At 70.4% G+C, this 26012-nt stretch carries 21 protein-coding genes; 7 read left to right on the plus strand and 14 right to left on the minus strand.

Annotated features, from left to right (window positions below; translation table 11 throughout):
• Window positions 1–65: 65 nt before the first annotated feature.
• The gene (locus tag WMF11_RS04195; RefSeq protein WP_437907105.1) at window positions 66–332 is read right to left on the minus strand and encodes a hypothetical protein; all 267 of its coding nucleotides are present in this window, start codon (window positions 330–332) and stop codon (window positions 66–68) included.
• A 382-nt stretch (window positions 333–714) separates the two neighbouring features.
• Here WMF11_RS04195 and WMF11_RS04200 point away from each other — a divergent pair, with 382 nt between their 5' ends.
• The gene (locus WMF11_RS04200; RefSeq protein ID WP_437976507.1) at window positions 715–2967 is read left to right on the plus strand and encodes a prolyl oligopeptidase family serine peptidase; all 2253 of its coding nucleotides are present in this window, start codon (window positions 715–717) and stop codon (window positions 2965–2967) included.
• Between the two features lie 252 nt (window positions 2968–3219).
• Here WMF11_RS04200 and WMF11_RS04205 read toward each other — a convergent pair whose 3' ends face one another.
• The 5 genes from WMF11_RS04205 to WMF11_RS04225 all read right to left on the minus strand — a co-directional run bounded on the left by WMF11_RS04205 (window position 3220) and on the right by WMF11_RS04225 (window position 6341).
• Entirely contained in the window at window positions 3220–4305 is a 1086-nt protein-coding gene (locus WMF11_RS04205) for an STAS domain-containing protein (protein ID WP_437907107.1), read from the minus strand.
• 288 nt (window positions 4306–4593) lie between these two features.
• On the minus strand, window positions 4594–5034 hold the full coding sequence (arsN2, locus tag WMF11_RS04210) for an arsenic resistance N-acetyltransferase ArsN2 (RefSeq protein ID WP_437976508.1): 441 nt from the start codon (window positions 5032–5034) through the stop codon (window positions 4594–4596).
• Window positions 5031–5441 (minus strand): arsenate reductase ArsC, encoded by a 411-nt coding sequence (locus WMF11_RS04215; RefSeq protein ID WP_437907109.1) that lies wholly within the window; start codon window positions 5439–5441, stop codon window positions 5031–5033. Before WMF11_RS04215 ends, arsN2 begins: the two co-directional genes overlap by 4 nt.
• Before the next feature lie 76 nt (window positions 5442–5517).
• On the minus strand, window positions 5518–5991 hold the full coding sequence (locus tag WMF11_RS04220) for an ArsI/CadI family heavy metal resistance metalloenzyme (RefSeq protein ID WP_437976509.1): 474 nt from the start codon (window positions 5989–5991) through the stop codon (window positions 5518–5520).
• A 44-nt stretch (window positions 5992–6035) separates the two neighbouring features.
• Window positions 6036–6341 carry an ArsR/SmtB family transcription factor gene (locus WMF11_RS04225; protein ID WP_437297850.1) on the minus strand — a complete coding sequence of 102 codons (306 nt, stop codon included), beginning with the start codon at window positions 6339–6341 and terminating at the stop codon, window positions 6036–6038.
• 178 nt (window positions 6342–6519) lie between these two features.
• On the opposite strand from WMF11_RS04225, the gene WMF11_RS04230 reads away from it, so the two are divergent.
• Window positions 6520–7407 (plus strand): transglutaminase-like domain-containing protein, encoded by an 888-nt coding sequence (locus WMF11_RS04230; protein WP_437976510.1) that lies wholly within the window; start codon window positions 6520–6522, stop codon window positions 7405–7407.
• Between the two features lie 54 nt (window positions 7408–7461).
• On the opposite strand, the gene WMF11_RS04235 is transcribed toward WMF11_RS04230, so the two are convergent.
• Window positions 7462–8832: a glycoside hydrolase family 15 protein gene (locus WMF11_RS04235; RefSeq protein ID WP_437907112.1), complete on the minus strand. Its 1371-nt coding sequence runs from the start codon at window positions 8830–8832 to the stop codon at window positions 7462–7464.
• A gap of 412 nt (window positions 8833–9244) precedes the next feature.
• Here WMF11_RS04235 and WMF11_RS04240 point away from each other — a divergent pair, with 412 nt between their 5' ends.
• A complete protein-coding gene (locus WMF11_RS04240) occupies window positions 9245–10147 on the plus strand; it encodes a LysR family transcriptional regulator (RefSeq protein ID WP_437976511.1) in 903 nt (300 codons plus the stop codon).
• A 97-nt stretch (window positions 10148–10244) separates the two neighbouring features.
• Window positions 10245–10667 (plus strand): DoxX family protein, encoded by a 423-nt coding sequence (locus WMF11_RS04245; RefSeq protein WP_437976512.1) that lies wholly within the window; start codon window positions 10245–10247, stop codon window positions 10665–10667.
• A gap of 58 nt (window positions 10668–10725) precedes the next feature.
• Here WMF11_RS04245 and WMF11_RS04250 read toward each other — a convergent pair whose 3' ends face one another.
• Entirely contained in the window at window positions 10726–12495 is a 1770-nt protein-coding gene (locus WMF11_RS04250) for a CotH kinase family protein (protein WP_437976513.1), read from the minus strand.
• A gap of 568 nt (window positions 12496–13063) precedes the next feature.
• Between WMF11_RS04250 and hcp the strand changes: the two genes are divergently transcribed.
• Entirely contained in the window at window positions 13064–14365 is a 1302-nt protein-coding gene (gene hcp, locus WMF11_RS04255; RefSeq protein ID WP_437910947.1) for a hydroxylamine reductase, read from the plus strand.
• Between the two features lie 19 nt (window positions 14366–14384).
• On the opposite strand, the gene WMF11_RS04260 is transcribed toward hcp, so the two are convergent.
• Both WMF11_RS04260 and WMF11_RS04265 read right to left on the minus strand, forming a co-directional pair.
• Complete coding sequence (locus WMF11_RS04260) at window positions 14385–15560, minus strand: hypothetical protein (RefSeq protein ID WP_437976514.1); 1176 nt, start codon at window positions 15558–15560, stop codon at window positions 14385–14387.
• Between the two features lie 332 nt (window positions 15561–15892).
• Window positions 15893–16252 (minus strand): hypothetical protein, encoded by a 360-nt coding sequence (locus tag WMF11_RS04265; protein ID WP_437976515.1) that lies wholly within the window; start codon window positions 16250–16252, stop codon window positions 15893–15895.
• Between the two features lie 400 nt (window positions 16253–16652).
• Between WMF11_RS04265 and WMF11_RS04270 the strand changes: the two genes are divergently transcribed.
• The gene (locus WMF11_RS04270) at window positions 16653–18347 is read left to right on the plus strand and encodes a delta-60 repeat domain-containing protein (protein WP_437976516.1); all 1695 of its coding nucleotides are present in this window, start codon (window positions 16653–16655) and stop codon (window positions 18345–18347) included.
• A gap of 78 nt (window positions 18348–18425) precedes the next feature.
• Here WMF11_RS04270 and WMF11_RS04275 read toward each other — a convergent pair whose 3' ends face one another.
• Complete coding sequence (locus WMF11_RS04275; protein WP_437976517.1) at window positions 18426–19892, minus strand: glucose/sorbosone family PQQ-dependent dehydrogenase; 1467 nt, start codon at window positions 19890–19892, stop codon at window positions 18426–18428.
• A 478-nt stretch (window positions 19893–20370) separates the two neighbouring features.
• Complete coding sequence (locus tag WMF11_RS04280) at window positions 20371–21189, minus strand: DUF4339 domain-containing protein (RefSeq protein WP_437976518.1); 819 nt, start codon at window positions 21187–21189, stop codon at window positions 20371–20373.
• Window positions 21190–21392: 203 nt separating this feature from the next.
• Here WMF11_RS04280 and WMF11_RS04285 point away from each other — a divergent pair, with 203 nt between their 5' ends.
• Window positions 21393–22184, plus strand: a complete 792-nt coding sequence (locus WMF11_RS04285; RefSeq protein ID WP_437976519.1) for an OmpA/MotB family protein — start codon at window positions 21393–21395, stop codon at window positions 22182–22184.
• Between the two features lie 30 nt (window positions 22185–22214).
• On the opposite strand, the gene WMF11_RS04290 is transcribed toward WMF11_RS04285, so the two are convergent.
• Together WMF11_RS04290 and WMF11_RS04295 are read right to left on the minus strand one after the other, a co-directional pair.
• Entirely contained in the window at window positions 22215–24419 is a 2205-nt protein-coding gene (locus WMF11_RS04290) for a hybrid sensor histidine kinase/response regulator (RefSeq protein WP_437976520.1), read from the minus strand.
• A complete protein-coding gene (locus tag WMF11_RS04295; protein ID WP_437976521.1) occupies window positions 24403–25968 on the minus strand; it encodes a methyl-accepting chemotaxis protein in 1566 nt (521 codons plus the stop codon). Before WMF11_RS04295 ends, WMF11_RS04290 begins: the two co-directional genes overlap by 17 nt.
• Window positions 25969–26012: the final 44 nt, after the last annotated feature.

Here is a 26012-nt window from a genome sequence, read left to right on the forward strand (position 1 = left end):
AAGCGCGCCGGCCGGGAACGGTCCTCCCCCCGCTTTCATGGACACCCCTCGTTGCGCGACAGGGATCAGCCTCTGACCTCTTCGTCCTCGCCTTCTGGAGGCGGAGGGCGCTCGCCCGCGGCGACCTGGAGCTCGCGGACGATCGAGAGGAGCGCTGGACAGCAGAAGCGCTCGACCACGGAGCCGTCGGGCGCGAGCTCGAAGCTCGGCGGCTCGCCGTGCACCGGGCAAGCCACTTCGGCGTACTTCGATTCGAGATCTTTAAGGACGCTCTCGTCGACCTCGCGGACCTCGCCGTTCGCAGCCGCCCCTTCGTTCGCGTAAGTTGACATGCGGCGCACGGTAGCACGAAGGGCGCCGCGCCTCGCGCGCTGCCCGGGTGCCAGGGCGACCTCTGCCATCGATGCAGGGACGCCGGCGCCCACCGGCCTCAACCATCGAGGCGCCGCGACCAGAGCGGCCGCCCGAGATCAAGAGGACAAAATAGCAGCGCCGCCGGGCGCCTCGGGGGATTAGGCGGAGGCCGCCGGCGGAGCTGGTCGAGGGTTAAGCATTCTCCGTACCAGGTACACCCTTCGGAAAATCCCCTACTTATGTCTCGGGCGCCGATCGGGCGGGTTTCGATTGTGCGAGGAGCCGGCTTGCACGGTTGCAGGATCGCGACGACGCTCGCCCTCTTCCGTGACCGCCCTGTCGCCGGCTAGCGTCGGGTACATGACCCGCCTGCGTACGACCTCCGCCCTCACCCTGGCGCTGCCCCTGCTCGCGGCGTGCAGCGCCCCCGCGTCGAGGCCGCTGGACAGGCCGGCCGCTACCCCGGCCGCCGCGACCCCGCCGCCGCACGCCGCGCCGGCAGCGCCCTCCGGAGCGGGGCGGCTTCCTTATCCAGCGACCGCGAAGCGGCCCGTGGCGAGCGAGTACCATGGCACCCGGGTCGTCGACGACTACCCGTGGCTGGAGGACGGGAGCTCCCCCGAGGTGGAGCGCTGGGTCGCCGAGCAGAACCAGCTCTCGCGCGCCTACCTCGACGCCGTGCCGGCGCGCGGCGCCATCCGGGCGCGCGTGCAGGAGATCCTGTCGGCGACCTCCGCGAACCACTACGCGCTCGAGGAGGCCGGCGGGCAGATCTTCGCGCTCAAGGACCAGCCGCCGAAGCAGCAGCCTTTCCTCGTCGTCCTGAGGTCCGTGAACGACCCCGCTTCCGCGCGGACCCTCGTCGATCCAGAGGTCATCGACCCGAAAGGGCACACGGCCATCGACTGGTTCGTCCCGTCGCGCGATGGCAAGAAGGTGGCTGTCTCCCTGTCCGAAGGCGGCACCGAGAGCGGGACCGTGCGCGTCTACGACGTGGCGACGGGCAAGGAGACGGGCGACACCGTTCCTTACGCGAACAGCGGCACCGCGGGCGGCAGCCTGGCGTGGACGGGCGACGGCAAGGGGTTTTACTACACCCGACACCCTCGGCCCGGGGAGCGCCCGCGAGAGGACATGGGCTTCTTTCAGCAGATCTACTTCCACAAGCTCGGCACGCCGGACAAGGACGACAGGTACGCGCTCGGCACGGAGTTCCCCCGCATCGCCGAGGTGGAGCTCACGACGAGCGAGAGCGGCAAGCTCGTGCTCGCCAGCGTGCAGAACGGCGATGGAGGCGAGTACTGGCATTATCTCCTCGACGCTTCGGGCAAGTGGGCGCGCTTCGCCGACCTGCCCGACAAGGTCATCCGGGTCGTGTTCGGCGCCGACGACCGGCTCTACCTCCTGTCGCGCAAGGACGCGCCGCGCGGCAAGGTGCTGCGCCTCTCGCCGGGCAAGCTGGACCTCGCCAGGGCGGAGCTCGTCGTGCCGGAGAGCGAGGCGGTGATCCAGGACTTCTTGCCCACGACAGGGCGGCTCTACGTCCGCGATCTGCTCGGCGGCCCGTCGCAGGTCCGCGTCTTCGATCTGAAGGGCAAGGCGGTCGGGACGGTGCCGATCCCGCAGGTCTCCTCGGTGCGGCAGCTCGTGCGCACGCAGGGGGACGACATGCTCTTTCGCGGCGTGAGCTACACCGAGCCGGCGGCCTGGTTCACGTACTCGGCCAGGGACGGCAAGGTGACGAAGACGGCGCTCGCGATGACGGCCCCTGTCTCCTATGCCGACGTGGAGGTCGCCCGGGAGGCGTGCACCTCGAAGGATGGGACCAAGGTCCCCCTCAACATCCTGCGCCGGAAGGGCACACCCCTCGACGGGACCGCGCCGGCGCTGCTCACGGGATACGGCGGCTACGGGATCAGCATGGCTCCCGGGTTCAACCCGCTCTGGCGGCTGTGGTTCGACCAGGGAGGGGTGGTCGCGATCGCCAACCTGCGCGGCGGCGGCGAGTTCGGGGAGGCGTGGCACCGCGGCGGCAACCTGACGAAGAAGCAGAACGTCTTCGACGACTTCGCGGCGTGCGCGCGGCACCTCATCGACGGGCGCGTCACGAGCCCGGCGCGGCTCGCCATCCGCGGCGGCTCGAACGGCGGTCTGTTGATGGGAGCGCTGCTCACGCAGCACCCGGAGATGGTCAAGGCGGTCGTGTCGCACGTCGGTATCTACGACATGCTCCGGGTGGAGCTCACGCCGAACGGGGCGTTCAACGTGACCGAGTTCGGCACAGTGAAGGACCCCGAGCAGTTCAAGGCCCTTCACGCCTACTCGCCGTATCACCACGTCAAGGACGGGACCGCCTATCCGGCGACCCTGTTCCTGACCGGCGCCAACGACCCGCGGGTGGATCCATGGCACTCGCGGAAGATGGCGGCGCGGATGCAAGCGGCCTCGTCGGGCTCGGCGCCCATCCTGCTCCGGGCGAGCGGCTCGACGGGCCACGGGGCCGGGACACCGCTCTCCGAGGAGATCGAGGAGCAAGCCGACGTGTTCGCGTTCCTCTTCAAGGAGCTCGGGCTCGGCGCCCCGCCCGCCAAGGACGGCGCGGCGCCCCGGTGAACGGTGAAGGAACGGCCGCGGCCGCCCCCGCCCGGGGCGCGCCGCCCGCTCACCGCGGGCGCGGTGAAGACCTGACCGGTCGGGACGGGTGGTGTCGCCTCGGGCGGGCCTGGAGCGGCACGCCGGGCGCAGGGGACGGCGCCGCTGCGAGCGCTGCGAGCGCTGCGAGCGCTGCGAGCGCTCGACAGCTTGATGGTGAACAGCAGAGCATGGGTCCGCCCGCCGCGCCGTTTGCTGTGGCCGGGCGAGCGCTCACCGCTTGCGAAACGGAGCCTCTCCACGGGGCAGCGCCGCCGGCCGATGCGGCTCTCCACGGGGCAGCGCCGCCGGTCGATACGCCTCTCCACGGGGCAGCGCCGCCGGCCGATGCGCCGCTCCCCGTTCGCCTCGCTCGGGCGCGTGCGCCGCGACGGTCGTGCTCCGATGCGCCGCGAACGCCGCGCTCCGCTGCGCCGCCCCACGGCGCGCGGCGAGGGCCCGGGTCAGCCCCTCGGCCAGCGTCGCCGCGGTGTCGAGGCCGCCGAGGTCGACGCCCAGCTCGACAAGCGTCTGCGCCAGCGCGGGCGAGACGCCCACCAGCGTGCAGGACGCGCCGAGCAGCCGCGCTGCCGACGCCGCCCCGACGAGCTGCGCGGCGGCCCGGGCGTCGAGCGCCGGCACGCCGGTGATGTCGAGCAGCACCTGCGCCGCCTGCTGCGCGGCGATCGCCTCGAGCAGGCGCTCCAGGAGCGCGCTGGCCCGCGCGTCGTCGATCATGCCCACGATGGGGAGGCAGAGCACGCCGTCCGCGACGCGGATCACCGGGACGCTCATCGCCTGGATCGCGTCCCGCTGCGCCGCGATCACCCGCACCGTCTCTTCGAGCTCCCGGTTCCGCGCCTCCAGCGACGCCTGGAGCGCCCGCTGCTCCTCGAGCAGGGCCTCGTATTTGTGCTGGATCTCGGCCGCCTCCGGGACGGCGAACTGGAACAGCACGCCCTCGAACCCGTCCCCGGCGTCGCGCACCGGCACCCCGAAGGAGCAGACCCACACCGCGCCGCCCTTCTTGCCCGTGAGCTCCTCGACAAGGTCGGTGTCGTAGCTGATCGGCGGGATCGCGACCTCCTCGCCGCGAAAGAACCGCTCGATGTGCGGCATGATCCCGTTCTCGGCGAGCTGCCGGTCCTCCAGCATGTTGTATTTCAGTTGCAAGAACTCCTCGGCTGGGGCTCGCCAGAGCGCTTCCCAGCCGGCGTTGACGGCGTGGGTCCTGCCGACGGGCTGGTGGATCGACACGCTGAGGCAGCGCGCCGCCATCAGCGCGCGCCATCTGCCTGCGTCCGCCCGCAGCGATTCCATCTCCTGCTCCATCGCCTCCAGGCGGCGAGCCAGCTGAGCGCTATCGTCGTCCCCCTCGTGTCCCATATGCCCGAGTGTTCCCCGAGCGGCGCCGGGCTGTCCAGCGCCGCACGCTGCAAGGGCTCGCTGAAGGAAGGTGGCGTGTTTCTCTCGACCCAGGTCACGCTGCCGATCCTTCTTGAGAGCGTGCATGAGGGGGGCGTCGCCATCACGGTGGCGTCCGAGGACCGAGCCTGACTCCGCCCCGAGGAGCGGACGCAGGAGCCAAAGCTGCGCGGCTTCCTGGCCTCACAAGCGGAGCAGCAGGCAGGCCGCCGAGTCCGGGCAGGCGCCGGCGAACTCCGGGGAGGCGGCGAGGTCGGCTGGAACCGCCTCGCGCGGCGTCGAGGCGAAGCCGAGCGCCCGGAAATAGTCCTCGGCGGTCGTGGTCAGCAGGTAGACGGCCTCGAGCGACTCCACCCGCGCCGCATCGATGCGGTTGGCGACGAGAGCCCGGCCGAACCCTTGCCCGTGAAGCGTCCGCACCACGGCCACGGAGCGCAGCAGGCCAACTCGCCCGTACGTCTCGAGCCCAGCTACGCCGACGAGCTCCAGGCTGCGCCGCAGGACCACGTACGCGGCGGGGAACTGGTCGAGCAGGCCGGCCGTCGGTAGCTCCGCGCGGACAAGCAGCCCCCGAACCACGTCGAGATCGCCCGACGCAGCCGGCTCGATCTTCGCGTCGCTCAACGCCACCCCTCGGCCGCGATGAGCGCCTCGACGCGCGCCTTCACCTCGTCGCGAATGGCACGGACGCGCTCCAGCGGCTTTCCCTTCGGATCCTCCAAGGGCCAGTCGTCGCGTCGCGCGCCTGGGACCGTCGGACAAGCTTCGCCGCAGCCCATCGTGATCAGCATGTACGCGTCCGCTGCGAGCGCGTGCGTGAGCTTCTGCGGCGTCGACTCGGACAGGTCGATCCCGACCTGGTGCATCACCTCGCGCACCTCGGGGTGAACGCGTGAGCCGGGCTCGGTGCCGGCGGAGATGGCGCGCGCCTTCGAGCGGTTGACCAGGGCGTTGAACCATGCTGCGGCCATTTGCGATCGGCCCGCATTGTGGACGCAGGCAAAGAGGATCAGCTTCGGTGTGGCTGTCATGACGTGCGGGCCTCCTCTCGTGGAACGACGACATCGGATGCGCGCTGGGGCAGGTTTGGCGGCCCTTCGGGTGAGATCAGCGCGCTGCATCGCCGAGCTTCGCGGGGGCGCAGCAGGCAGGCGCGCAGCACGCCGCCTCGCTCTTCTCAGGCTCGCTCCTCGCAGGCTGGCTTCCCATCACGTCCGCGTCGCCCTTCACCACGAACACCTCCCACGAGTTGCCGTCGGGGTCCTCGATCCAGACCTTGTCCTGCACCGCATAGCAACACGCGGTGTCCTCCGTGAAGGTCTTGAGCTCGGCCGCCTCAAAGGCGCGCTTGGCCTCGAGCACGTCGTCGGTGCTCGCGACCTGGATGCCGAAATGGCTCGCGTTCACGCCCGTGCGCGGCGCCTCTTGCATCGTCAGGTTGAGGGCAGGCGACGCAAGGTCGAACTTGGCGTAGCCAGGTCGACGCTTCGCGGCGCGCACACCGAATGCCTTCTCGTAGAACGCGACTGAGGCATCGATGTTGGAGATGTTCAGCGAAACGTGAGGCTTGAGGACGTTCATCTCAGGTACTCCTTCCAAATTTTTGGAAATAGTGGAGAAAAAAATTAACAGCAACTCTTCCCGCGCTTGCAGCAGTCCTCCCAGATGTAGTCCGTGAGGCCGCGAAGCGCCGCGTAGTCGGCGCTGTAGTAGTGGAACGTTCCTTCTCCGCGCGTCCTTAGAACGCCAGCGTCGACGAGCCGCTTCAGGTGATGGCTCAGCGTGGACGCAGGCATGTGCATGTGCGCCTGGATCTCGCCTGCGGATGCGCCGTCGGCGCCGGCTTGCACCACGAAGCGCAGAACCGCGAGGCGGACGGGGTGACCGAGCGCGGCCAGTTGTTCAGCGTGGCGCTCCAGTGTCGAGGGCACGCACTACTTCTACGGATCTAGAAGTACTGGCGCAAGGGGCTTCTTCCAAAAAAATCGAAGCTGTCAACGCGGCCGCTCGGACCGCGCCCTGCGCGGTGTTCGTCCGGATCGAGAAGTGAAATTCCTTAGCGCGAGTGATATCACCACCCCGGACGGCCGACCTCGTGGAGAGAGAACGATGACGACCACCCGAGAGATCCTCGATTTCTACACGCGCCCAGCGCCAATGACGTCCGGCGGCGCGCACACGCCCCGGTTCGACGAGCTGCCGGGCGACGTGGCCTCGCTCGTGCGCGTCGTGCAGGGCCTCTTGCTGCACGTGCACTGGGCGCAGGCCTATGGCGTGGAGCTCTCGGACGAGCGCCGCGCCGAGTCCCACCTCCGCCCGACGGACCGGAGGCTGGATCGCCTCTTTGCCCACGACGATCGGCCGCTCTCCGCCGCCCGGCCGCTCGACACGCGCCTCGTCGGCTCCTGCCGTGACTTCACGGTGCTCCTGGTCGCCTTTCTGCGCGCCAAGGGGATCCCTGCCCGCGCCCGCTGCGGCTTCGGCGGCTACTTCCACGCCAGCGACTTCGTGGACCACTGGGTCTGCGAGCACTGGAACGCCGCCGAGGAGCGCTGGGTCCTCGTCGACGCGCAGATCGACGACGTTCAGCGGGCGGCGCTGAAGCCCGATTTCGACGTGCTCGACGTGCCGCGCCACCGCTTCGTGGTGGCGGGCGACGCCTGGGCGCAGTGCCGCGCCGGGGAGGCCGATCCGTCGAAGTTCGGGATGTTCGACATGCGCGGGCTCTGGTTCATCAGCGGCAACGTCCTGCGCGATCTCGCGGCGCTCAACAACATGGAGATGCTGCCGTGGGACGACTGGGGTCCGATGATCGGACCCGACGAGCCGCTGCGGGACGACCAGCTCGCGCTGTTCGACCGGCTCGCGGCGATCACCCGCTCACCCGACGCGCGCTTCGCCGAGCTGCGCCAGCTCTACGAGGGCGACGAGCGCCTGCGGGTGCCGGCGGTCGTCTTCAACGCCGTGCTCAACCGTCAGGACAATGCGCTGACCTGACCTGCGTCGAACCTCGCCGCCGGGCACCTCTCGCACGAGCGCGCCGCGCTCCGGCTACCCGTGGCGGCTCGGAAAATCGCCCACGGCGGCCTCGCGCGCCCTGACCGCGCTCCGGAAGGTCGCGTAACTCCAGCTCAGATCGCTCACGCTGCATTCGTACCCGTTGTCGCGATCGAACTGCTCGCTCAGCTGGAGGCGATCGGAGTGGTAGATCACCGCCTCGAGCATCCTGTCGCCCGCGTCGATCAGCTTCGCCGCGATGTCCGGATCGGCGGGATCGCTGACGCCCACCTGCGCGAAGAACTTCTGCGTCGTGGCGTTCACGAGCACGGCGCCGGGGGAGCTCTTGATCTTCGCCGCGAGCATGAAGTAGAGCTCCGCGAAGTTGCACGTCGTGAGCGCCCACGGGTGACCGGCGTCCGGACCGTGATCCGACAGGTTGCCGTCGTACGTGTCCTCGGGGTACCGCCCGATCATCGGCCCCCTGCTCCGAGGCAGCGCCCGATCGGCGTCGTTGATGCGGTACCGCCGGTCGCCCTGGGTGAACGCCTCGCGCACCAGCGCGGCCGTCGAGAGCAGCACCGGGTCCGCGCAGTTCGTGGAGCCGTAGACGGCCGACATGACGACATCCACGTTGAGCGTCGCTCCCCTGCCTTCGACGGGCCTGCCGTTCGGCCCCGTGATGGACGCGTAGTACGGCTGCCCTTCGTACGTGCCCTGGTGCGTCGCCATCTGGCTGCCCAGCCACTCTGCGGCCGCCCACATGTCGTTGATGTACGGAGAGAGCCCGTGCTCGTCGGCGCGGCTGATCAGCGAGAGGAACGCCTTTCGCTGCACGGAGCGGGCATAGAAGCTGAACCCGGCCGTCTCCTCCCAGAGGTTGTGCGTCTGCTCCTTGTAGGCCGAGAGGAGGTACCGGGTGTCCTTCTCGATGATGGACCTGGCCGTGGCGAGCGCCTGCAGCGAGAGCCGATCCTCGATGGCGAGGAGCGACAGGATGCGGTGCGCCGGGCCGTCCGTCTGCGAGGTCCAGTTGTCGCGCACGGTGCCGTCGATGTGGAAGCACGCCAGCGCGAACCTGCTCGCTCGCTCGGCGTTCTCCTGGCACAGCGCCGAGAACATCGTGTAATCCTCGCAGATTGTCCGCGCCGTGAAGACCGGGTTGTCGAGCGCCTCCGGAATGCAGATGGCCGCGTCCCGGATCCAGTGGTGCACATAGTCCTGGTCGGTCTGACCCCTGTCGTCCGGCAGGGACGGGGACGCGAGCACGCACCCCTTGACGGACTGCATCGCGCCCTTGCTGAAGACCCAGGTCCCCGTCGCGATGTTCCGCAGGAGGAGCACCTGCATGTACTTGCTGATCGCGTCGAACGATACGGACGAGACATCGACGCTGGTGCTCAGGTAACCGAATGAACTGGCCATGGGACCCCCTCTCTCTCGTGGTGGTTCCTTTATAGCGGGGCGCCGATCCGTGCGCTACGCGCGATCGCGGCGAGGTGGTGTGGGAGGCCCTGCTCGAACGCCGTCGTGTTGCTATCCGTCCGCATGCCGGGCACAGGGCTTGCCCCTGTCGTGCAGGGATCCCGCGCGCGGAGCGACGCCACGACCGGCGGCGCCGGCGCGTCGAGAGCAGGCGTACCGCGGTCGCGCGCCGCGTCACGCGGCCAGCGGAGCGTCGCGGCGTCGTCGCCTGGTCTCCTCTGAACGTCGCGCTCCGCGAGGAGGCCCCGGCCGCCCGCCGCGCGGCGCCGCGTTGGCCGGGCCGTGGCCGGCGGCGCCGATCCCGGGATGTTCGCTGTTGCGAACAATCCGCCCCGCCGCGCACAGTGGGCGCATGGTCGACCCGCTCTTCGACGATCTGCCCGCCCTGCTGTGCTTCGCGCGCGTCGTGGAGCGCCGCTCGTTCACGGCGGCCGCGGCGGAGCTCGGGGTGTCGAAGTCGATGGTGAGCACCCGGGTCGCGCGCCTGGAGGAGCGCCTCGGCGAGCGCCTGCTCGTTCGCACCACGCGAAAGCTCACCGTCACGGACGCCGGCATGAACCTCTATGCGCGCTGCGCGCGCGTGCTCGAGGAGGCCGCCGCCGCGGTGCGGGGCGCGTCCGACGCCGACCGGGGCCGCATCCGGCTCAACGCGCCGGTCAGCTTCGCGCAGATGTACCTGGCGGAGCCGCTCGCGCGGTTCCTCCGGGCGAGCCCGGGCGCGCACGTCGAGCTCATGCTGAACGACCGGCTCGTCGACCTGGTGGAGGAGCGCGTCGACCTGGCCATCCGGATCACGAAGCTCAAGGACTCGAGCCTCGTCGCGCGCCAGCTCGCCACGACGGCGCTGCACGTGGTCGGCGCGCCTGCGTACCTCGAGCGGCGGGGGCGGCCCGAGCAGCCGGGGGATCTCCTGCACCACGACTGCCTGCGCTACGTCCACCTGCGCGTCGAGGACGAGTGGCGCTTCTACGGGGCCGGCGGGCGCATCTCCGTCCCCGTCTCCGGCCCGCTGACGGCGAGCAACGGGACGGCGCTCCGCGAGGCGGCCGTGTCCGGGATCGGCCTCGCTGTGCTGCCGCGCTTCATGGTCGACGAGGATCTCGCGGCCGGGCGCCTGGTCACGCTGCTCGACGCGTTCGCGCCCCGGCCCATGGGCATCTACGCGGTGCACGCCGCCGGCCGGCGCCCGCCCGCGCGGGTGCGGCGGCTCATGGAGCACCTGGCGGCCGCGTTCCGCGGGATCTCGTGGGCGTAGCGGCAGATCGTTCTCCCCGGAGAACAATTCGTTCCCGGGCGCGCTCTACCGTGGCGCGGCGCCGGGGCTTACTGCTTGGGTCATGGAGGCATCACCCATGAACCGTGTCGAAACGATCCTCTCCGTTCCCCGCTCGGCCGAGCTGGCCGCGCTGGTGTTGCGCCTCGGGCTGGGCGCCGTGTTCCTGGCGCACGCGCTCGCCAAGCCGCTCGTGTTCACGTTGCCGGGCACCGTCGCGTTCTTCGCGGCGAGCGGCTTCCCCGGCTGGACGGCGTATCCCGTGTTTCTCGCCGAGCTGATCGGCGGCGCGGCGCTCCTCGCCGGGCTCAGGACGCGCCTTGTCTCGCTCCTGCTGCTGCCGGTGATGCTCGGCGCGCTGCTCGTGCACCTGCCGAACGGCTGGATGTTCGCCGGCCAGGGGGGCGGCTGGGAGTACGTCGCCTTCCTGATGACCGCGCTCGGCGCGCAGGCCCTCCTCGGCGACGGCGCGTTCTCCGTGAGCCGGCTGCAGCGCGGCTAGCGCCTCGCCGTGCACGGTCGGGGAGGGCCGCGCGAGCTGCGCGGCGGCCCGCGCCGCGTCACGGCAAGTTGGCGTCCATCCAGGCGAGCCGGGCCCGCAGGAAGTCGCGCATGCTCTGCAGCTGCCCCTCCCACGTCGGCGCGGTGGGGCCGCCGAGGAAACCCTCGCTCGACTCGATGATGCTCGACACCGGCCACTTGGCGAAGTCGCGGACCACGGCCTGCGAGAGCGGCGCGCTCAGCTGGTTCATGCGCTCCTCGATCGCGGCCTCGGACAGGTGCGTCTGGCGAAGGGCCGTGTAGCGCGCCTTCACCTGCGCCATGAAGCTCGGATCCGCGGTGAGCTTCTGGTACCAGTTGTTGACGTTCCTCGTGCCGCTGAAGCGCCAGCCGGTGTCGTTCTCCGATTGCGGCGTCGCGCTCTGGGCGCCCACCCCGCCGAGCGCGAAGTTGTAATCCCACAGCGGCCCGGCCTTGAGCTTCTGATCGCGATCCTTGAAGTAATACGCGCTCCGCACGTACGCGTCCACGTTGAGCGTCAGCTCGCTGATGATCAGGTAATCGATGAACGACGGCACGTCGATGTACGACGCGTAATCGCCGATCGGCGTCTGGTGGATGCTGTCGTGGAACTGCTGGATGTACTGCGTCAGCCAGGTCGCCTGCTCGTCATTCAGGGGATCAGGATCCACGACCTCGAGATCGATCCAGCACGTGCCGCCCTCGTCGGGACGAGGACCGCCGCCGCCGAAGCTGAACGACGGGAGGGGATCCGACCCGGTGCAGGCGAGCTTCGGCTCCTCGGCGGCCGCCTGGTCGAACTTGAAGATGTAGCCGCCGCTGATGTCCGGCAGTGCCCGGTCCGTCTCCTTGAGCTCCTTGAGATCGGTGCGGACCTTGTTGTTCTTGATGGTCTCGGAGATCCAGTAGATGCCCTGGTAATCCGCCTCGCCCACGACGCGCGCGTCGTAGTTCAGATAGACCTCGGCTAACTCGACCCGTGGCGCCTGGAGGCCCATGTCGCGGCCGAGGCTGTAGGTGAACGGATTGCGGATCAACGTGCGGTCGTAGTAGGGAGGGATCAGCGCCCAGTCCGAGTCGGCGGGCATGCCCAGCACCGGGTAGTCGAGGTCCTTGTCGTCGTTGCCCCACAGCTCGAGCTTGTACGGTGTTTGCGGGAAGTTCCGCGACGACTGACCGCGCACGTGGTACCCGCCGCGCATCGCCAGCGTGGGCAGCGACGCGATCGACGCGACGCCGTTGACCGGCTCCCAGACCATCACCGCCGCGTCGAAGTAGACCTCCTTGTCCGTCGGCTTGCCCATGCCGTAACCGTCCATGAGCACGATGGGAAGATCGGAGGTCGCGTCGAAGGTGCGCGCGATGTAGAGGCCTGTGCTCGCCGCGCCGCTCGCGGCGCCTCCCACGAACGCCTGCGCGCGGACCTGCGTCGTGACGGTGAGGGTCACGGGCTCGCCCGTGTACAACGTGGAGGATGCGGTCGGCAGCAGCCCGTCCAGCGTGTAGCGGATCTCGGCCCCCTCGATGGGGGTGGACATCCCCACCTGGATCTGATCCCTGAACGTCTGGCTGGGCGTGGAGAACGACACCTCCCCGGTCAGGGAGGGGGGAGGCGCCGCGGTGCCGTCGCCCCCGCCGTCGCCGTTGCCCCCGCCGTCGCCGTTGCCCCCGCCGTTGCCGTTGCCCCCGCCGTCGCCGTTGCCGCTGTTGCCGTCGCCAGCCGGTGCCTGGCCGCAGGCAACGCTCAGCGAGATCAGGGCGAGCGAGATGGAACGGTGAAACCGGGCAAAGCGCCCTCGTTTGACCATGACATGATTTTCCACTGCGACCTCATTCAGAGTTCAAGGATCCTCCATTCTACTGGCACACAGGGCTGCAGCGCTATCCGTTTCGGGCGCGGCGACTCGAGCGGCCTCGTGTCCCTCGGCGGGGAGCAGCTCACATCTTGTAAAACGTCGCGTGTGAACGTGGATCATGGGGTAACGGCAGCGCCAGCTGGGATTGGAATGGCGGCATGGTCGCGTGGGAAGGTCGACCTCGCCGCCGAGACGCTTCGTCTCCCTGAGCTGAACAGGATCAGCGCACGTCAGGCGCGTCCCTGGCGAGCGGCGCAATCTCTCTTCGAGCCGCTCTCGCGCACCGTTTGCACCCCTACGCCATGATTGCGCCTCGGCCGCCGCGGGGCAGCGCCGGACAGCCCGGCCTTGTCCCCTTCTGGCCTCCCGGGATCCGGGGCGAGCCGCCGGCACGATCGTTGATTGGCCTCGTGGCCGCCGAGGACGCGCCCTGCGCGGCCGCGCTGCGCCCCACGCGCGCTCTCCGGCCGGCGCCCGCGCAGCGCGCGTGGGCCCACAACCCTCGAGGTCCGTCATGACCATGTTCTGCAACCAGTGCGAGCAAGCATCCCACGGGACCGGGTGCACCACGGCCGGCGTCTGCGGCAAGGACGAGGACGTGCAGTCGCTCCAGGAGCTCTTGATCTACGGCCTGAAGGGCGTCGCCGCCTACGCGCACCACGCGCGAAAGCTCGGCATGCGCGACGAACGGGTGAACGGCTTCCTCGAGGAGGCGCTCTTCTCCACGCTGACCAACGTGAGCTTCGACCCGGAGGCGCTCCTCGAGCTCTGCCTGGAGTGCGGCCAGGTGAACCTCCTCGTGATGAGGATGCTCGACGAGGGCCACCGCATGCGCTTCGGCGAGCCGCAGCCGGCGATGGTCCGGGAAGGCACCGTGGCGGGGCCGGGGATCCTCGTCTCGGGGCACGATCTCTCGGACCTCGCCGAGCTGCTCCGGCAGTGCGAGGGGACGGGCGTGAGGGTGTACACCCACGGCGAGATGCTGCCGGCGCACGCGTATCCGGAGCTCGCGGGCCACCCGAACCTCGTCGGCCACTACGGCTCCGCGTGGCAGCACCAGAAGGCCGAGTTCCTGGCGTTCTCTGGGCCGATCCTGATGACCTCGAACTGCGTGCTCATCCCGAAGGAGGCCTACCGCGATCGCCTGTTCACCGCCGGCGTCACCGCGGTGCCCGGCGGCCGGCGCGTGCGCGGCGGCGACTTCTCCGAGGTCATCCGGGCGGCCCTCGCGAGCCCGCCGCTGCCCGACCACTTCGTCCGCGAGACCGAGGTCGGCTACCACCACGAGGCGATCCTCGCGCACGCTGGGGCCATCGTGGAGGCGGTGAAGGCCGGGAAGATCAGCCGGTTCTTCCTGATCGGCGGCTGCGACGGCCCCGAGGCGGCGCGCAGCTACTTCACGGACTACGCCGCGCAGACGCCCCGGGACTCGTTCATTCTGACGCTCGGCTGCGGCAAGTACCGTATTCGCAACCAGGACCACGGCACCCACCTCGGCCTGCCGCGGCTGCTCGACATGGGGCAGTGCAACGACGCCTACGGCGCCCTCCGCGTGGCCGGCGCGCTCGCCCAGGCGCTCGGCTGCGGGGTGAACCAGCTGCCGCTCACGCTGGTGATCTCGTGGCTCGAGCAGAAGGCCGTGGCGGTGCTCCTCACCCTGCTCAGCCTGGGCGTCAAGGGCATCGTGCTCGGGCCGCGCCTGCCGGCGTTCCTCACGCCGAACGTGCTGCGGCTGCTGCAGCAGCGCTACGATCTCCGGCTGACCGGCAGGGCGCCGTCGATGGACCTGCTGCAGCTCCACCGGGCGCCCGCGAGCGCCTGACCAGGCACGGAGCCTACATTCAGAGCACCCACTGCGTGGCGGAGAGAGCGAGCGTTGGGGATAGCGCCCACACGAGCTTTCCGCCATCGCTGTTCGCCGGCGCCGCGGCAAGGGTATAAAGGGTAATGGGGACGCCGATCCGGAGCTGAAGCTTCTCCGCGGCGCGGAGGTCGACGTACCCGCCCAGCGTGACGGTCCGTTTGGTCTTCACCCCTTTGTAGTACGGCGCCTCGTCGTCGCAGCCGCCTTTCTCTTTGCACCACTGGACGCTCACCGAACCGCCGACAGCGATGCCGCGCTGAAAGCCGCTCACGTCGATATCGCCGATGCCGAAGTTGCTGGCGATGTCGAGCATGAAGCCGACGCGCCGCTGGGGGTCCTCGACCGTCGGGCTCGTCCTCTTCGCGGAGTAGGCGAACGCGCCCGCGAGCCGCGCGTCCGGGGCCGGGAACCAGAGGACCGACGGGGTGACGCTCGCGCCCGAGACCGCGTGCGGGACCGGGGCCGCGTGCGGCTGCTCGCCGTCGGGGCTCACCGCGGGTCCCTCGGCGTAGGGAAAGAAGTCAAAGGTCCCCTCGACACGGATGGCCCAGCCATGGGAGTACGCTCTCCGCATGCGCTCCGAGGCGTACTTCTTGTACCAGCACTCGGCTCTCGTGTCCTCCGTCGAGTAAACGGTGCTCGCGAGGGCAGCGGCCTCCTTCTTGAGCGACTCTCGGCTGGCGTCCGGCAGATCTTGCCATGCGGTGTACAGCCTGCCTGCGTATGACTTCAGCGCCTCCCTCGATGGGTCCCGTGGCTGGATCTGCCCCGCTGGCGGCAGCAGCCTGTTGAGGCTGGCCGCGAACTCGGTGGTTGCCTTGCCGAGGGCGGTGTTCGCGTCCGCTTGCGCCTTGCTGTCGCATTCGCTCCAAAGCCTCTTCGCGTCGTTCGGGTCGATCACCTGGAGATCGGTGGTCGCAGAGCTGTAGCCGGTAGATAGGCTCACTCCCCATGGCTTGGATGGATCGCTCTGGCCGCGAAGCTCGATCCGCGTGTCAGCGATGACGGGAGGAGGCGAGTCGACGAACACGAAGGGTGCAAAGATGCCCCTGACCGCGGCCCCTTTGTCGCTGACGATGAGAGACGCAGCCATGATATCGAGCCATGGCGCGGACAGCTCAGGGGCCAGCGTGAGCGACGGGATGCTGCTCACCGGATCGACGCCAGACTTCGGTCCTGCGGGAGGAGCAGGCGTGTCCAGGGCCGAGGCGGTCGCGTGGAGGGGCTCCAATGTGTCCGGTTGCGGTGGTAGAGGACCCGCCGCTGCGCCAGGAGGGGCAGCCCCTGCGCCAGGAGGGGCTGCCGCTACGCCAGGGGGGGCAGCCGCTGCGCCAGGAGGGGCAGCCGCTGCGCCAGGAGGGGCTGCCGCTGCGCCAGGAGGGGCTGCCGCTGCGCCAGGAGGGGCTGCCGCTGCGCCAGCGGGCGCTTGGGCTTCCGCTACAGTCGTAACGAGCAGCACTCCCGTTGCAATGAGGAGCCGCTGCATCAAAGGTTTATCTCCCGAGGATCAAAGCTGCCCTCCAGAACTGTGGCAGATGTCTTGTTGACGATCTTGGTGGCGATAGCGCGCCAGCGCTCGTCTCGTTGCGGCGTCCGTGCGTCGTCTTCCAGCATTGAGGACCACGCGTAGAGCGTGATCTGGGCGGGCCCGGAGATCGTCCGGACACGGACACGAATATCGATGTACCTAGCGACGAATTCGTCAGGAATGCGAAGCCTATCCGTTTCGCCGACGTACTCCGCGCCAGCTCCTGGCGCGTCGCCCAGGTTCGCAGACACGCTCTCTACGACGAAGCGTGCATTCCCGGATGCCTTGAGGGCGAGATATACTTGGGGTCTGGTCATTGAGACCCTCCTTCGGGGGACGAACTCTACCGGTTCGTCGGTGGCATTTCAAGCGGCGTGCTCGGCCGCCATGGCGAAATCGACTTTCTCGCCCATGGGGCCGCCGAGCGTTGGCTCCGCGAGCAACCACGGACGGGAGGAGCGGCGAAGGCGAGGAGCCCGCGCGCATCGTTTGCGCTTGTGCGCCAGGATTGCGCTTTAGCTGGCGCGGGGCGATGCCTCGGTTTCTGTCGCGTTTCACCGGTGACGTCCTTCCTGACAGGTGGCAGGTTTGTCGATTGACCTCGGGGCCTGTCGAGGACGCGCCCTGCGCAGCTGCACTGAGCGCCTGCGCGCGGGCTGGCCCGCGATGCGGCCGCCGTCTCGACGTCGTCCCGCGGGTGACCTAGCCTGGCGGGCCGTGAACAGCACAACCCATCGAAGAACCGCCGCCCTGGCCCGCGTGGCGGCCCGCGCGGCGCTCCTGGGGGGCGCCGCGGCGCTCCTCGGCTGCGAGGCGCTCCTCGGCATCGAGGACGTGTCGCTCGACTCGGGCGCCGGCGGCGGCGCCTCGTCGTCCTCGTCCCCCTCTGGTTCCGGCGGGGGGACGGCCGACGGAGGCGGCGGGCAGGGGGGCCAGGCCGAGGGCGACTTCACGTTCGCGATCCTGGCGGACTCGGTCGATGTCCCTTACAACGGCGTCAATCACGTCCACGTCGCGATCACCCGCATCGGCGGCTTCGATGAGCCGGTCGTGGTCGACGTGCAGGCGGCGCCCGCCGGCCTCGTCGCGGATCCGATCACCATCCCGCCCGGCAGCAGCGCGGGCAGGCTGGAGGTCGGCGCCTCCGGCGCGCTCACGCTGGGCACGGCGTTCGACCTCGACCTCATCGCCACCTCCGGCCGGACGACGCGCACCGACAGCGCGCGCGCCGTGGTCACGGGCAAGCCCGGCACGCTCGACGAGAGCTTCGGCGCGGCGGGCATCACCTCGTGGAACCTCGCCTCGGACGGCGGAGGGCTCCACGACATCCGGCAGGGGGCGTCGGGGCAGATCCTGACCGCCGGCAACAGCGTCAGCGGCGTCGGCGCGTCGAAGCTCGAGGGCTTCCGCCTGCTCCGCGACGGCGCGCTCGATCCCGCGTTCGCGGGCGGCCGCGTGACGAGCAGCTTCTGCAATTGCACGAAATACCAGGAGCTCCGCGGCATCACGCGCCTCATCAACGGCACCGTCTTCCTCGCCGGCTACGCCAGCGGGGAGGCCACGGACGACATCGCCTTCCTGCGCTACCGGGACAACGGGGCGCAGGACAACATCGACTCGGCCAACACGGGCAAGGGCCTGATCGATCTCGGCGGCGACGAGCACGTGGCGGCCATGGATCTGTCGGCCTCCGAGCAGCTCTTCGTGACCGGCGAGCGCGATGGGCAGCTGTTCGTCGCGGCGATCAACCCGACGTACGGCTACCTCGACAACAAGTTCGCCACGGTCGGGTGGATCGCGCCGCTTGGCGTCGGCCCGAGCGCGGGCACGGCGCTGGCGGCACGTCCGGACGGCTCGGTGCTGGTGGCCGGCTGGGCGGAGCTGGGCGGCGACCGGGACATCGTGCTGGTGTCGCTCGCCGCGAACGGCGCGGTCAGCGGGCTGGGGCAGCTGACGGTCACGAGGCCCGGTCAGCAGGAGCCGGTGGCCGTGGTCGTCCAGCCCAATGGCAGCGTCCTCGTGGGCGCCCGGAGCACCGAGGCGGGGTCGAGCGACTTCCTCGTGGTGAGCATCGACGCCGACGGCCGGCTCGACCCGACCTTCGGGGAGGACGGCTTCGCGCTGGCCGGCCTCGCGGGCGGCGACGCGGTCGACATGGCGCTCCAGCCCGACGGCCGCATCGTGGTCGCGGGCAACGTGGGGCCGCGCGAGGCCAACCAGCCCACCCTCGCACGCTTCCTGCCGGACGGCGCGCTCGATCCGACGTTCGGCGACAAGGGCGTTCAGGCGCTCTTCCTCGGAGAAGAGGATTTCGTGCAGTCGATGACGCTCTCGACCGACGGCAAGCTGCTCGTGTCCGGCATCCGGCAGACGTTTCCCACCCACGGCCTCGTCGCGCGGCTCTGGAACTGAGCGAAGCGCCCCGTCAGGGGGCCAGTCGGGCGCGGGCCTGCGCCGGCACGACGCAGGCCCCCCGACTCCGGTGCTGGCTCAGTGCGATGTCGTGTACTTGAACTCGAGGATCGCCCCCGGGTTGTCCAGGACCGTCGTGACGCCGCCGGTCGGTCCGCTCGTGTTCCCCGTGGTGTCCGTGATGATGTAGAAGGTCTTGCGGTCCGGGCTCATCGCGAGATCGCGGTACCGGTTCGTGGTCTGGAAGAGGACGGTGGGCTCGCCCTCCACGGTCTTCCCGTTCGGGCTCAGCTTCACCTTGTACACGGCGCCCTTCTTGAGGGAGGTCATCAAGAGAGTGTGATCCCACCCGGGGATGCCGTGCCCGGCAGGGTAGTAGTGGAGCGAGGAGGGCGCGATGGTCGGCCAGCAGATGTACTGGGTGAACCCGCACGCCCAGTCGAAGAAGACGTAGTCGTTGGGGACGGTGTAGAAGGTGAGGAGCGGCTCCTTGAAGTCCGGGTGGCTGAAGGCGCTCTCCAGCTGCCGCGGCACGGACGGGGGAGGAGCGAAGTCGCTCCAGGAGAGCTCGTTGCACGGCGTCGGGCTCGAGGCCGACCAGTTGTCGTACGTGTACGCCTGGTCGTCCTGGTAGCCGGCGACGTACGGCCAGCCATAGTTGTTGCCGGGCTGGATGAGGTTCAGCTCGTCGTCGCTCTTCGGCCCGTGCTCGTTCGCGTAGAGCTTGCCGCCCCGGCCGAACGTGAGGCCCTGCGCGTTGCGATGGCCGTAGGAGTAAATATGGCTGCGGACCCCGTCGATCTTCGGGTTGTCCTTCGGGATCGAGCCATCGACGTTCAAGCGCAGGATCTTGCCGACGTATTTCTGCCAGTCGTGCGCCGCGACCTCGGCCGCCGTCGGCAGCTCCTGCGCGCGGATGGGGTTGCACATCCTGGCGAACTGGTTGTTCCCCTGATCTCCGATGGTGTAATAGAGCTTCCCATCGGGCCCGAACAGGAGCCGCGCGGAGTTGTGATCGTCGCTCCCCGGCAGGCCCGTGATGACGTCGACAGGGTTTCCGAGGGTCTCGGTCACCCGGTTGTACGTGTAGCGGCGGATCTTCGTCCTGCGGTCCACCGCCGGATCTGCCGCGACGTTGTAGGTGAAGGAGACGTACACGTAGTCCTTCCCTTTGTGCTTGAGCAGATCCGGGTGCAGCGCCAGGGCCAGCAGCCCGTCCTGACCTCCCGACTGGAACGCCTCCGGGATGGTGATCGCGGTCTTCTGAAGGCCGTCCTCCGGCCTCACGCGCACGACCCGCTTCCCGGTGCGCTCGGTGAGCCACAGGTAGCCATCCGGTCCCAAGACGATCCGCATCGGAAACGAGAGATCCCGCACGATCTCGCGCGAGGTGAAGGTCGGCTCCTCGCCGGAGCACGCCTCGTCGCCATCGCCGGGATCCTCGGCCTCCTCGGCGACGAGGGCCTGAGCATCGGATTCGAGCGGCTCGTCCGGGGGAGCCGCCTGGCCACATCCGGTGAGGCTCCACGAAGCCGTGGTGAGCAAACCAACTTGAGCCAGAACAACAGCCAGGTTGCGTGAGATAAAGGGCGACATAGGACTACCTCCCTGTCTCGTTCACGGGATTTTTAAATGTCGGTGCTGACCCGATCCCACCGCGCCACGGCGTGGCGGACGCGCTGGGTAAATCTCGGCATACAACCGGGGATTGCGAGACATCCGGTAGGGCCCTCCCCGATTAGAGTAAGGTCTTTACTATAGCAAATGTGGAGCTCGCTCGCACTGACAACGTTGATTTGCGATGTTGGCGATGTCGGTGGGTGACATTGTGCGTGAACGAGCCACTGTGTCGTTCCTGGCGCGGACATGGCTGCGCTCGCGCTCGTGGCGTCGCTTGCGCCTCGGCGGCCTTCGTGTCTGGGTCGCTGTGCCAGGACGGCCGAGCGTCGCAGCGCGGCCGATCTCGCGACGTCGCGTGTCGCGTGTCGCGCGGCGCTCGATGGAGCGCTGGATCTTGGTGGGGTTACTTCGTCGGCGCCGGCTGTGCGGACACGTCGAGCTTCTCGATCGAGCGCGGGGTCCCGAAGCCGGGCCCGCCGAGCGCGGTCTCGACCTTCAGATACACGCCCTGATGCCCGGAGGAGCGCGCGGCGTCGAGGAGGACGTCATTGCGGTAGAGCGTCACGACCAGCCCCGCGATGACCGACAGCGCGAGCGTCAGGCGCTGCACCCGGCCCGTGTCGCGCGCGCGGGGCGCCGCGTAGGTCGCCTCGTTGAACAACTCCGGTTCCCGCGCCTCCGGCATCCACGGCGGCGAGGTGGGCCGAGACGCCGCGAGCATCGCCGCGGGCGGCGCCTGCACCTCGGTCCGCGTCACGAGGTGAGGCGAGCTGTCGTCCAGCGCTCGGAGCGGCATCGTGTCGCCGAGCGACATCGGGGCGCCGAGCGGCATCGGGGCGCCGAGCGGCATCGTGGAGGACATGGGCGACGCCACCGGCGTCGGATGATCGGAGTCCATGTTCCGCCGCCCGGGGGCGCGCGGGGGCGGCGGAGGCGGGCCCCGGCGCGCCGTGCTCGGCGGAGGACCCTGGACCTGCGCCGGCTCGGGGGGCGTCGGCTCGATTCCCGCCACGACGCCGAGCGGCTGCCAGGCGGCCATGCCAGGGCGCCAAATCTTCGTCGTCTCGTCGATCACGTCGAGACGGAACAGATCGTCGAGCTTGTCCAACGTGAGCACCTTGATGTCGTCAGGCGCGATCGCGACGTGCCAGAGACTCTCGCGATCATCGGTTGCCGGAACGGGCGGCGCCGGGCGCCTGGCCGGAAGGGGCGGCGGTTTCATACAAAGTCCTCCCTTGCGTCCCCGAGGATGCCACGGCGCGAGCGCACCGTACACACCGACATGAGCCTCGGCGTGCTTTCGAGACGGTGCGGATTTTTGCAATGAGTGAGGTGTGAGCCGTAACGCTGTGACCCGTTGCGCTGGCGAGATCCTCGCCATGCCGGTATTCTCGCCCGCGATGGCGGCGGAGCATGGAGGCAGTCATGAACATCGCGGATGAGGCGATCGCGGCCGGCAACAGCGCTGGATCGTCCAGCTTCCGACGCTGGATGCGCGTGATGCCGGCGCTCCTCCTCGTCGCGGCCGCCGCGTTCGTGGCGGCATATTACGTCCCGCTTCACCGCGCTCACGTGCTCTTGCTGGAGGAGCAGCGGAAGTCGAACCAGAGGGCCAAAGAGCTCGAACAGACGCTGAGCCAGGTGCGCGGGGAGCTCGAGGCGAAGACGGCGCAGATCCAGAAGGGCGAGGCGGAGCGGCAGCAGACCGAGGCCGCGAAGAAGTCGGGCGCCGAGCGGGTCGGGCAGCTCAAGGCGGAGCTCGCGGGGAAGCTCGACAAGCACGTCAAGAAAGGGGTCGCGGCGGTCGCGGTCGCGGAGGGGCAGGCGTTCGTCGCGCTCTCAGAGGGCGCGGTGTTCCTCCCCAACACGGTCGATGTGAGCCCGCAGGGGCAGGCCCTCCTGTGCCAGGTCTCGGGCGCGCTGTCCGCGAGCGGCGGCGGCCAGGCGCCGCTGCGCGTCGGCGCGGTCAGCGGTCCTCCGGCCTCGGTGCCGGCCCCCTTGCAGGCCGCCTATCCGACGCCGTGGGAGCTCTCCGCCGTCCGGGCGGCGACCGTCACGCAGACGCTCCAGGACAAGTGCGCGGTGGCAGGGGCCCGGCTGTCGGCGGTGGGGCACGCCGAGCACGACCCCGCGGCCGCCGCGCTCGGGGAGACCAAGCTGCCCCCGGGGCGCGTCGAGATCTCCGTCGCGCTGCCGGCGGCCTCCGCGGAGAAGTGACGGCCGCGAGGGCGCTCGACGTGCCCGCCGTCACGCGCCCCCCAGGCTGGCCGCGATGATCCGGCGCAGCTCCTCCTCGACGAACCGCTGCTTCGACAGCACCGCCCGCACGCCGAGCCCGCGCAGCGCGGCCTCGCTCTGCTCCTGCGCCGCCGTCGTCAGCACCACGACCGGCACCCGGGCGAGCCCGGGCGAGCGCCTGAGCTCCGCCACCATCTCCAGGCCGCTCAGGTAGGGCATCTCCAGATCGGTCAGCACCACGTCGGGCGGCGCCGCGCGCGCCCGCGCGAGCCCCTCCCGCCCGTCGCTCGCCTCCTCCACGCGGAGCCCCATCGACCGCAGGATGCCGCAGAGCAGCTCCCGCGCGACGGGCGCGTCCTCCACGACCAGCGCGAGCGGCTCCCGCTTCTGGTCGGCGGCGGCCGTGAAGGGCGCGTTTCCCGGCGCCTGCCGGGCGTACGCGAACAGCCGCTCCACGTCGAGGAGCAGCATCGCCTCGCCGTCCGCCGTCGGCGCCACCCCGCGCACGAGCGGCGAGGTGAGGGGCATCTCCTCCGAGCGCACGAGCGCGACAAGCCGGGGGTTCTCGTAGCCGTCCACGCTCACCGCGAACAGGCCAGCGGCGTGGTGCAGCACGAGCGCCGCGTCCCCGGGCGCGGGCTGGCCTCCGTCGCCGAGCACCGCCCCGAGCGCGTACAGCGGCGCGAGCTCCGCGCAGGCGCCGCTGGTCAGGCGCACGCGCGGCCCGTCGGGGGCGCGCAGGAGCTCCTCGTCCTCCAGCAGCACGACCGAGTGCACGGCGTGCGTGGGCACCGCGCACCGGAAGCGCCCGCTGGAGACGGGGACCACCTCCTCGCCGTGCAGGTTCTTCGGCACCACGAGCACGATCGTCGTGCCGAGCCCGGGCTTCGAGTCGACCCGTACCTGCCCGCCCAGCGCGCCGATCTCGCGCGCCACGATGTCGAGCCCGACGCCCCGGCCCGAGATCGCGCCGACGCTGCGGCTCGTCGTGAGCCCGTGCGCGAACAGGTACGGGATGAGCTCGGCGTCGTCGAGGGTCGAGGCGCCCGGGACCGACGGCGCGAGCACCTCGCGCAGGCGGGCGAAGTCGACCCCGCCGCCGTCGTCCTTCACCTCGACCCGCACGGCGGCGTCGGTCTGGACCACGGTCACCGCCACCGTCCCGCGCGCGGGCTTGCCGCGGCGCGCCCGGACGTCCGCCGGCTCGATCCCGTGGTCGATGGCGTTGCGCACGAGGTGCAGCAGCGCCGGCTCGAGGCGGCGCTCCACGGCCGCGTCGAGCAGCCCCGTCCCCTCGACCCGCGCCTCGACGTCCTTGCCCAGCATGCGCGCCGCGCTCCGGGCGGCGAGCGACACCTGGTTCAGCAGGCGCTCGGTGCGCACGACCGACGCCCTCCGGACCACCTCGTCGAGCTCGTCGAGCGCGCGCCCCGCCGCGAACTCGTTGCTGGACCAGTCCGCCCGGACGGCGCTCAGGAGGCGCTCGATCTCCGCGCCATAGCCGAGCGTCTTCGCGATGCGCTCCCCGAATCGATCCACGTCCGCGCCGCGGGGGTCGATCTCGACGAGCAGCGCGCGGAGCATGCGCTGGGACTCGCGAAGTCGCCGCTGGATGACCTCCCGCTCGCCGTGGAGCCGCTGGAGCTCCTGCAAGAGCGCCCCGACGGCCTCGGCGTCGAGGGCCGCGCGGGCGGTCGGCTGGGCGGGGTCGGGCGGCGCGTCGGGCGGGTCCAGCCGCGGCGGCAGGACGCTCTCGTGCACGGAATCAGACGCCGGCACGAGCGGCGGTACGAGCGCCGGCGCGAGCGGCGGCGCGAGCTCGCCGGCGGGCGGGCCGCCGCCGCCGAGCTCCGCGCGCGCGGCGCGGAGGGTCTCCTTCACGATCTCGAGCTCGCGCGCGGCCTCGGCGTCGGGGCTCGCCGACAGGAGCCCTAGCCCCTCCAGCGCGCCGAGGAGGCTGTCGCCGGTGAGCTGCGTGGGGCGCGCGCCGCCCCGCACCGCGTCGATGACGTCCTCCGCCAGCTCGGCCAGGTCGCCGCACGCGGCGAGCTCCAGCATGTGCGCCTCGCCCTTCAGCGTGTGCAGGAGCCGGCGCAGCACCTGCAGGTTGCCGCTCTGGCCCTGCTCGTAGCCGAGCCACAGGTCCGTCGCCTGGGCCACGCGGTCGGGCATGGTCCGGCGGAAGGCGGCGACGAGATCAGCCCGGCTCCTCATCCGCGTCCGCCTCCGCGCTCTCGGGCTTGCCGGCCCTCGCCCCCGGCGGCTTGACCCGGAAGGCCTTCGCCGTCGTCTTGAGCACGTGCGACAGCTGGAGCAGCGACTCGGCCGAGCGCGTCGCGGCCACGCTGCTCGTCAGCGTGTCGTTCACCGCCCCGACGATGTTGACGATCGCCGTCTTGACCCGCGCCGTCCCCTCGCGCTGGTGGTCCACCGCGTCCGAGATCTGCGCGGCGGCCGCGGCCGTGTCGCGGGCCAGCTTGATCCCGTCCTCGGTCGCGAGCACGGACGCGTGGGAGGCCGCGTGCATGTTCGCCACGAGCTTCCGGATGTCGCGCACCGAGTCCATGACGTGCTCGGACAGGCGGCGCATCTCGGCGGCCACGAGCGAGAACCCGCGCCCCACCTCGCCGGCCTTCGTGCCCTCGAGCGCGGCGTTGAGCGCGAGCAGGTCCGACTTGTCGGCGATGCTCTGGATCAAGGACAGGATCTCGCCGATGCGGTCCGAGTGGGAGCTGACGAGGCGCGTCTGCTCCGCCGTGTGCTGGACGCTGACGAGGCTCCGCTGCGCCGTCTCGTGCACCGTGGCCGCGTCCTTCGCGATGTGATCCGCGCTGGCGGTCAGGGCCTCGACGGTCCGCCGGATCTCCTCGAGCGCCGCGTTCTGCTGGCTCGCGCTCGTCTCCTGCTCGCGCACCGACGAGAACATGCCGGCGGCGGCCGACGCGACCTCCGCCGAGGTGTTGCCGATCCGCGAGGCGAGCTCCTGGAGGCTCGTCACCATGGAGCGGAACGCGGCGAACAGCTCCCCGTCGCCGGTGATCTTGCAGGTGAAATCGCCGCCCGCGACCCGCGCGGCCGTCTCCTGGAGCTCGCGCAGCTGGGTGTTCATCCGCTCGAACGCGCTGGCCATGTCCCCGAGCTCGTCGTCCGAGATCCTGAGGGACAGCCGGGCCGAGACGTCGCCGCGGGCGATCCGGTCCGCCGCCTCCTTGATGTGCGCCATCGAGCGCGTCATGCGCGCCGAGATGACCCAGGCGAGGCCCAGGCCGAGCAGCGCGATCCCCGCCGATTGCAGGGCGATCGTCCTGCGCGCGTCGGCGCGGCGCTCGGCGATCCGGTCGCTGCGCAGCCCGACGGCCAGCGTCCCGAGCTGGCGATCGCCGTTCCGCGACCGGATCGGGGCCTCGCTGACGACGACGCCCGCGTCGCCCCGGCCCCGCGCGCCCTCGGGCGCCTGCGCCGCGCCGATCGCGGCGATGCGCTGCCCCCTCGCGTCGTAGACCGACACCCAGCTCACCAGGGGATCGGTCATCGCGGTGCGCAGGGTGTCCGGGAAGGTCTCCGGCGGCTGCTCGAGGTCCATGGCCACGCCGATGGGCTCCTTCAGCATGGTCGCGAGGATCCCGGCGCGCTCGCGCAGCTCGGCCTCGCTCGCACGCGCTGCGTGCTCGGGGATCAGCCACAGATCGAGCGCCGACAGCACGATGGCCACCGACGCGACGAGGGCGGCGATCTTCCAGCGGATAGAGCGAAAGTAGAGCATGGCGGGTGAGGGGCAGCGATGGCGGACGCTGAACGGGGGGGCGC

Origin of the sequence: Sorangium sp. So ce295 (assembly GCF_051527405.1) — a bacterium.
Lineage (GTDB): Bacteria > Myxococcota_A > Polyangia > Polyangiales > Polyangiaceae > Sorangium > Sorangium cellulosum_B.

Bases quoted from the DNA above. Each gene is read 5' to 3' on its own strand.
- WMF11_RS04195 (WP_437907105.1), bottom strand. From the start codon at position 332: ATGTCAACTTACGCGAACGAAGGGGCGGCTGCGAACGGCGAGGTCCGC.
- WMF11_RS04200 (WP_437976507.1), top strand. From the start codon at position 715: ATGACCCGCCTGCGTACGACCTCCGCCCTCACCCTGGCGCTGCCCCTG.
- WMF11_RS04205 (WP_437907107.1), bottom strand. From the start codon at position 4,305: ATGGAATCGCTGCGGGCGGACGCAGGCAGATGGCGCGCGCTGATGGCG.
- WMF11_RS04215 (WP_437907109.1), bottom strand. From the start codon at position 5,441: ATGACAGCCACACCGAAGCTGATCCTCTTTGCCTGCGTCCACAATGCG.
- WMF11_RS04220 (WP_437976509.1), bottom strand. From the start codon at position 5,991: ATGAACGTCCTCAAGCCTCACGTTTCGCTGAACATCTCCAACATCGAT.
- WMF11_RS04230 (WP_437976510.1), top strand. From the start codon at position 6,520: ATGACGACCACCCGAGAGATCCTCGATTTCTACACGCGCCCAGCGCCA.
- WMF11_RS04235 (WP_437907112.1), bottom strand. From the start codon at position 8,832: ATGGCCAGTTCATTCGGTTACCTGAGCACCAGCGTCGATGTCTCGTCC.
- WMF11_RS04240 (WP_437976511.1), top strand. From the start codon at position 9,245: ATGGTCGACCCGCTCTTCGACGATCTGCCCGCCCTGCTGTGCTTCGCG.
- WMF11_RS04245 (WP_437976512.1), top strand. From the start codon at position 10,245: ATGAACCGTGTCGAAACGATCCTCTCCGTTCCCCGCTCGGCCGAGCTG.
- WMF11_RS04250 (WP_437976513.1), bottom strand. From the start codon at position 12,495: ATGGTCAAACGAGGGCGCTTTGCCCGGTTTCACCGTTCCATCTCGCTC.
- hcp (WP_437910947.1), top strand. From the start codon at position 13,064: ATGTTCTGCAACCAGTGCGAGCAAGCATCCCACGGGACCGGGTGCACC.
- WMF11_RS04265 (WP_437976515.1), bottom strand. From the start codon at position 16,252: ATGACCAGACCCCAAGTATATCTCGCCCTCAAGGCATCCGGGAATGCA.
- WMF11_RS04280 (WP_437976518.1), bottom strand. From the start codon at position 21,189: ATGAAACCGCCGCCCCTTCCGGCCAGGCGCCCGGCGCCGCCCGTTCCG.
- WMF11_RS04285 (WP_437976519.1), top strand. From the start codon at position 21,393: ATGAACATCGCGGATGAGGCGATCGCGGCCGGCAACAGCGCTGGATCG.
- WMF11_RS04290 (WP_437976520.1), bottom strand. From the start codon at position 24,419: ATGAGGAGCCGGGCTGATCTCGTCGCCGCCTTCCGCCGGACCATGCCC.
- WMF11_RS04295 (WP_437976521.1), bottom strand. From the start codon at position 25,968: ATGCTCTACTTTCGCTCTATCCGCTGGAAGATCGCCGCCCTCGTCGCG.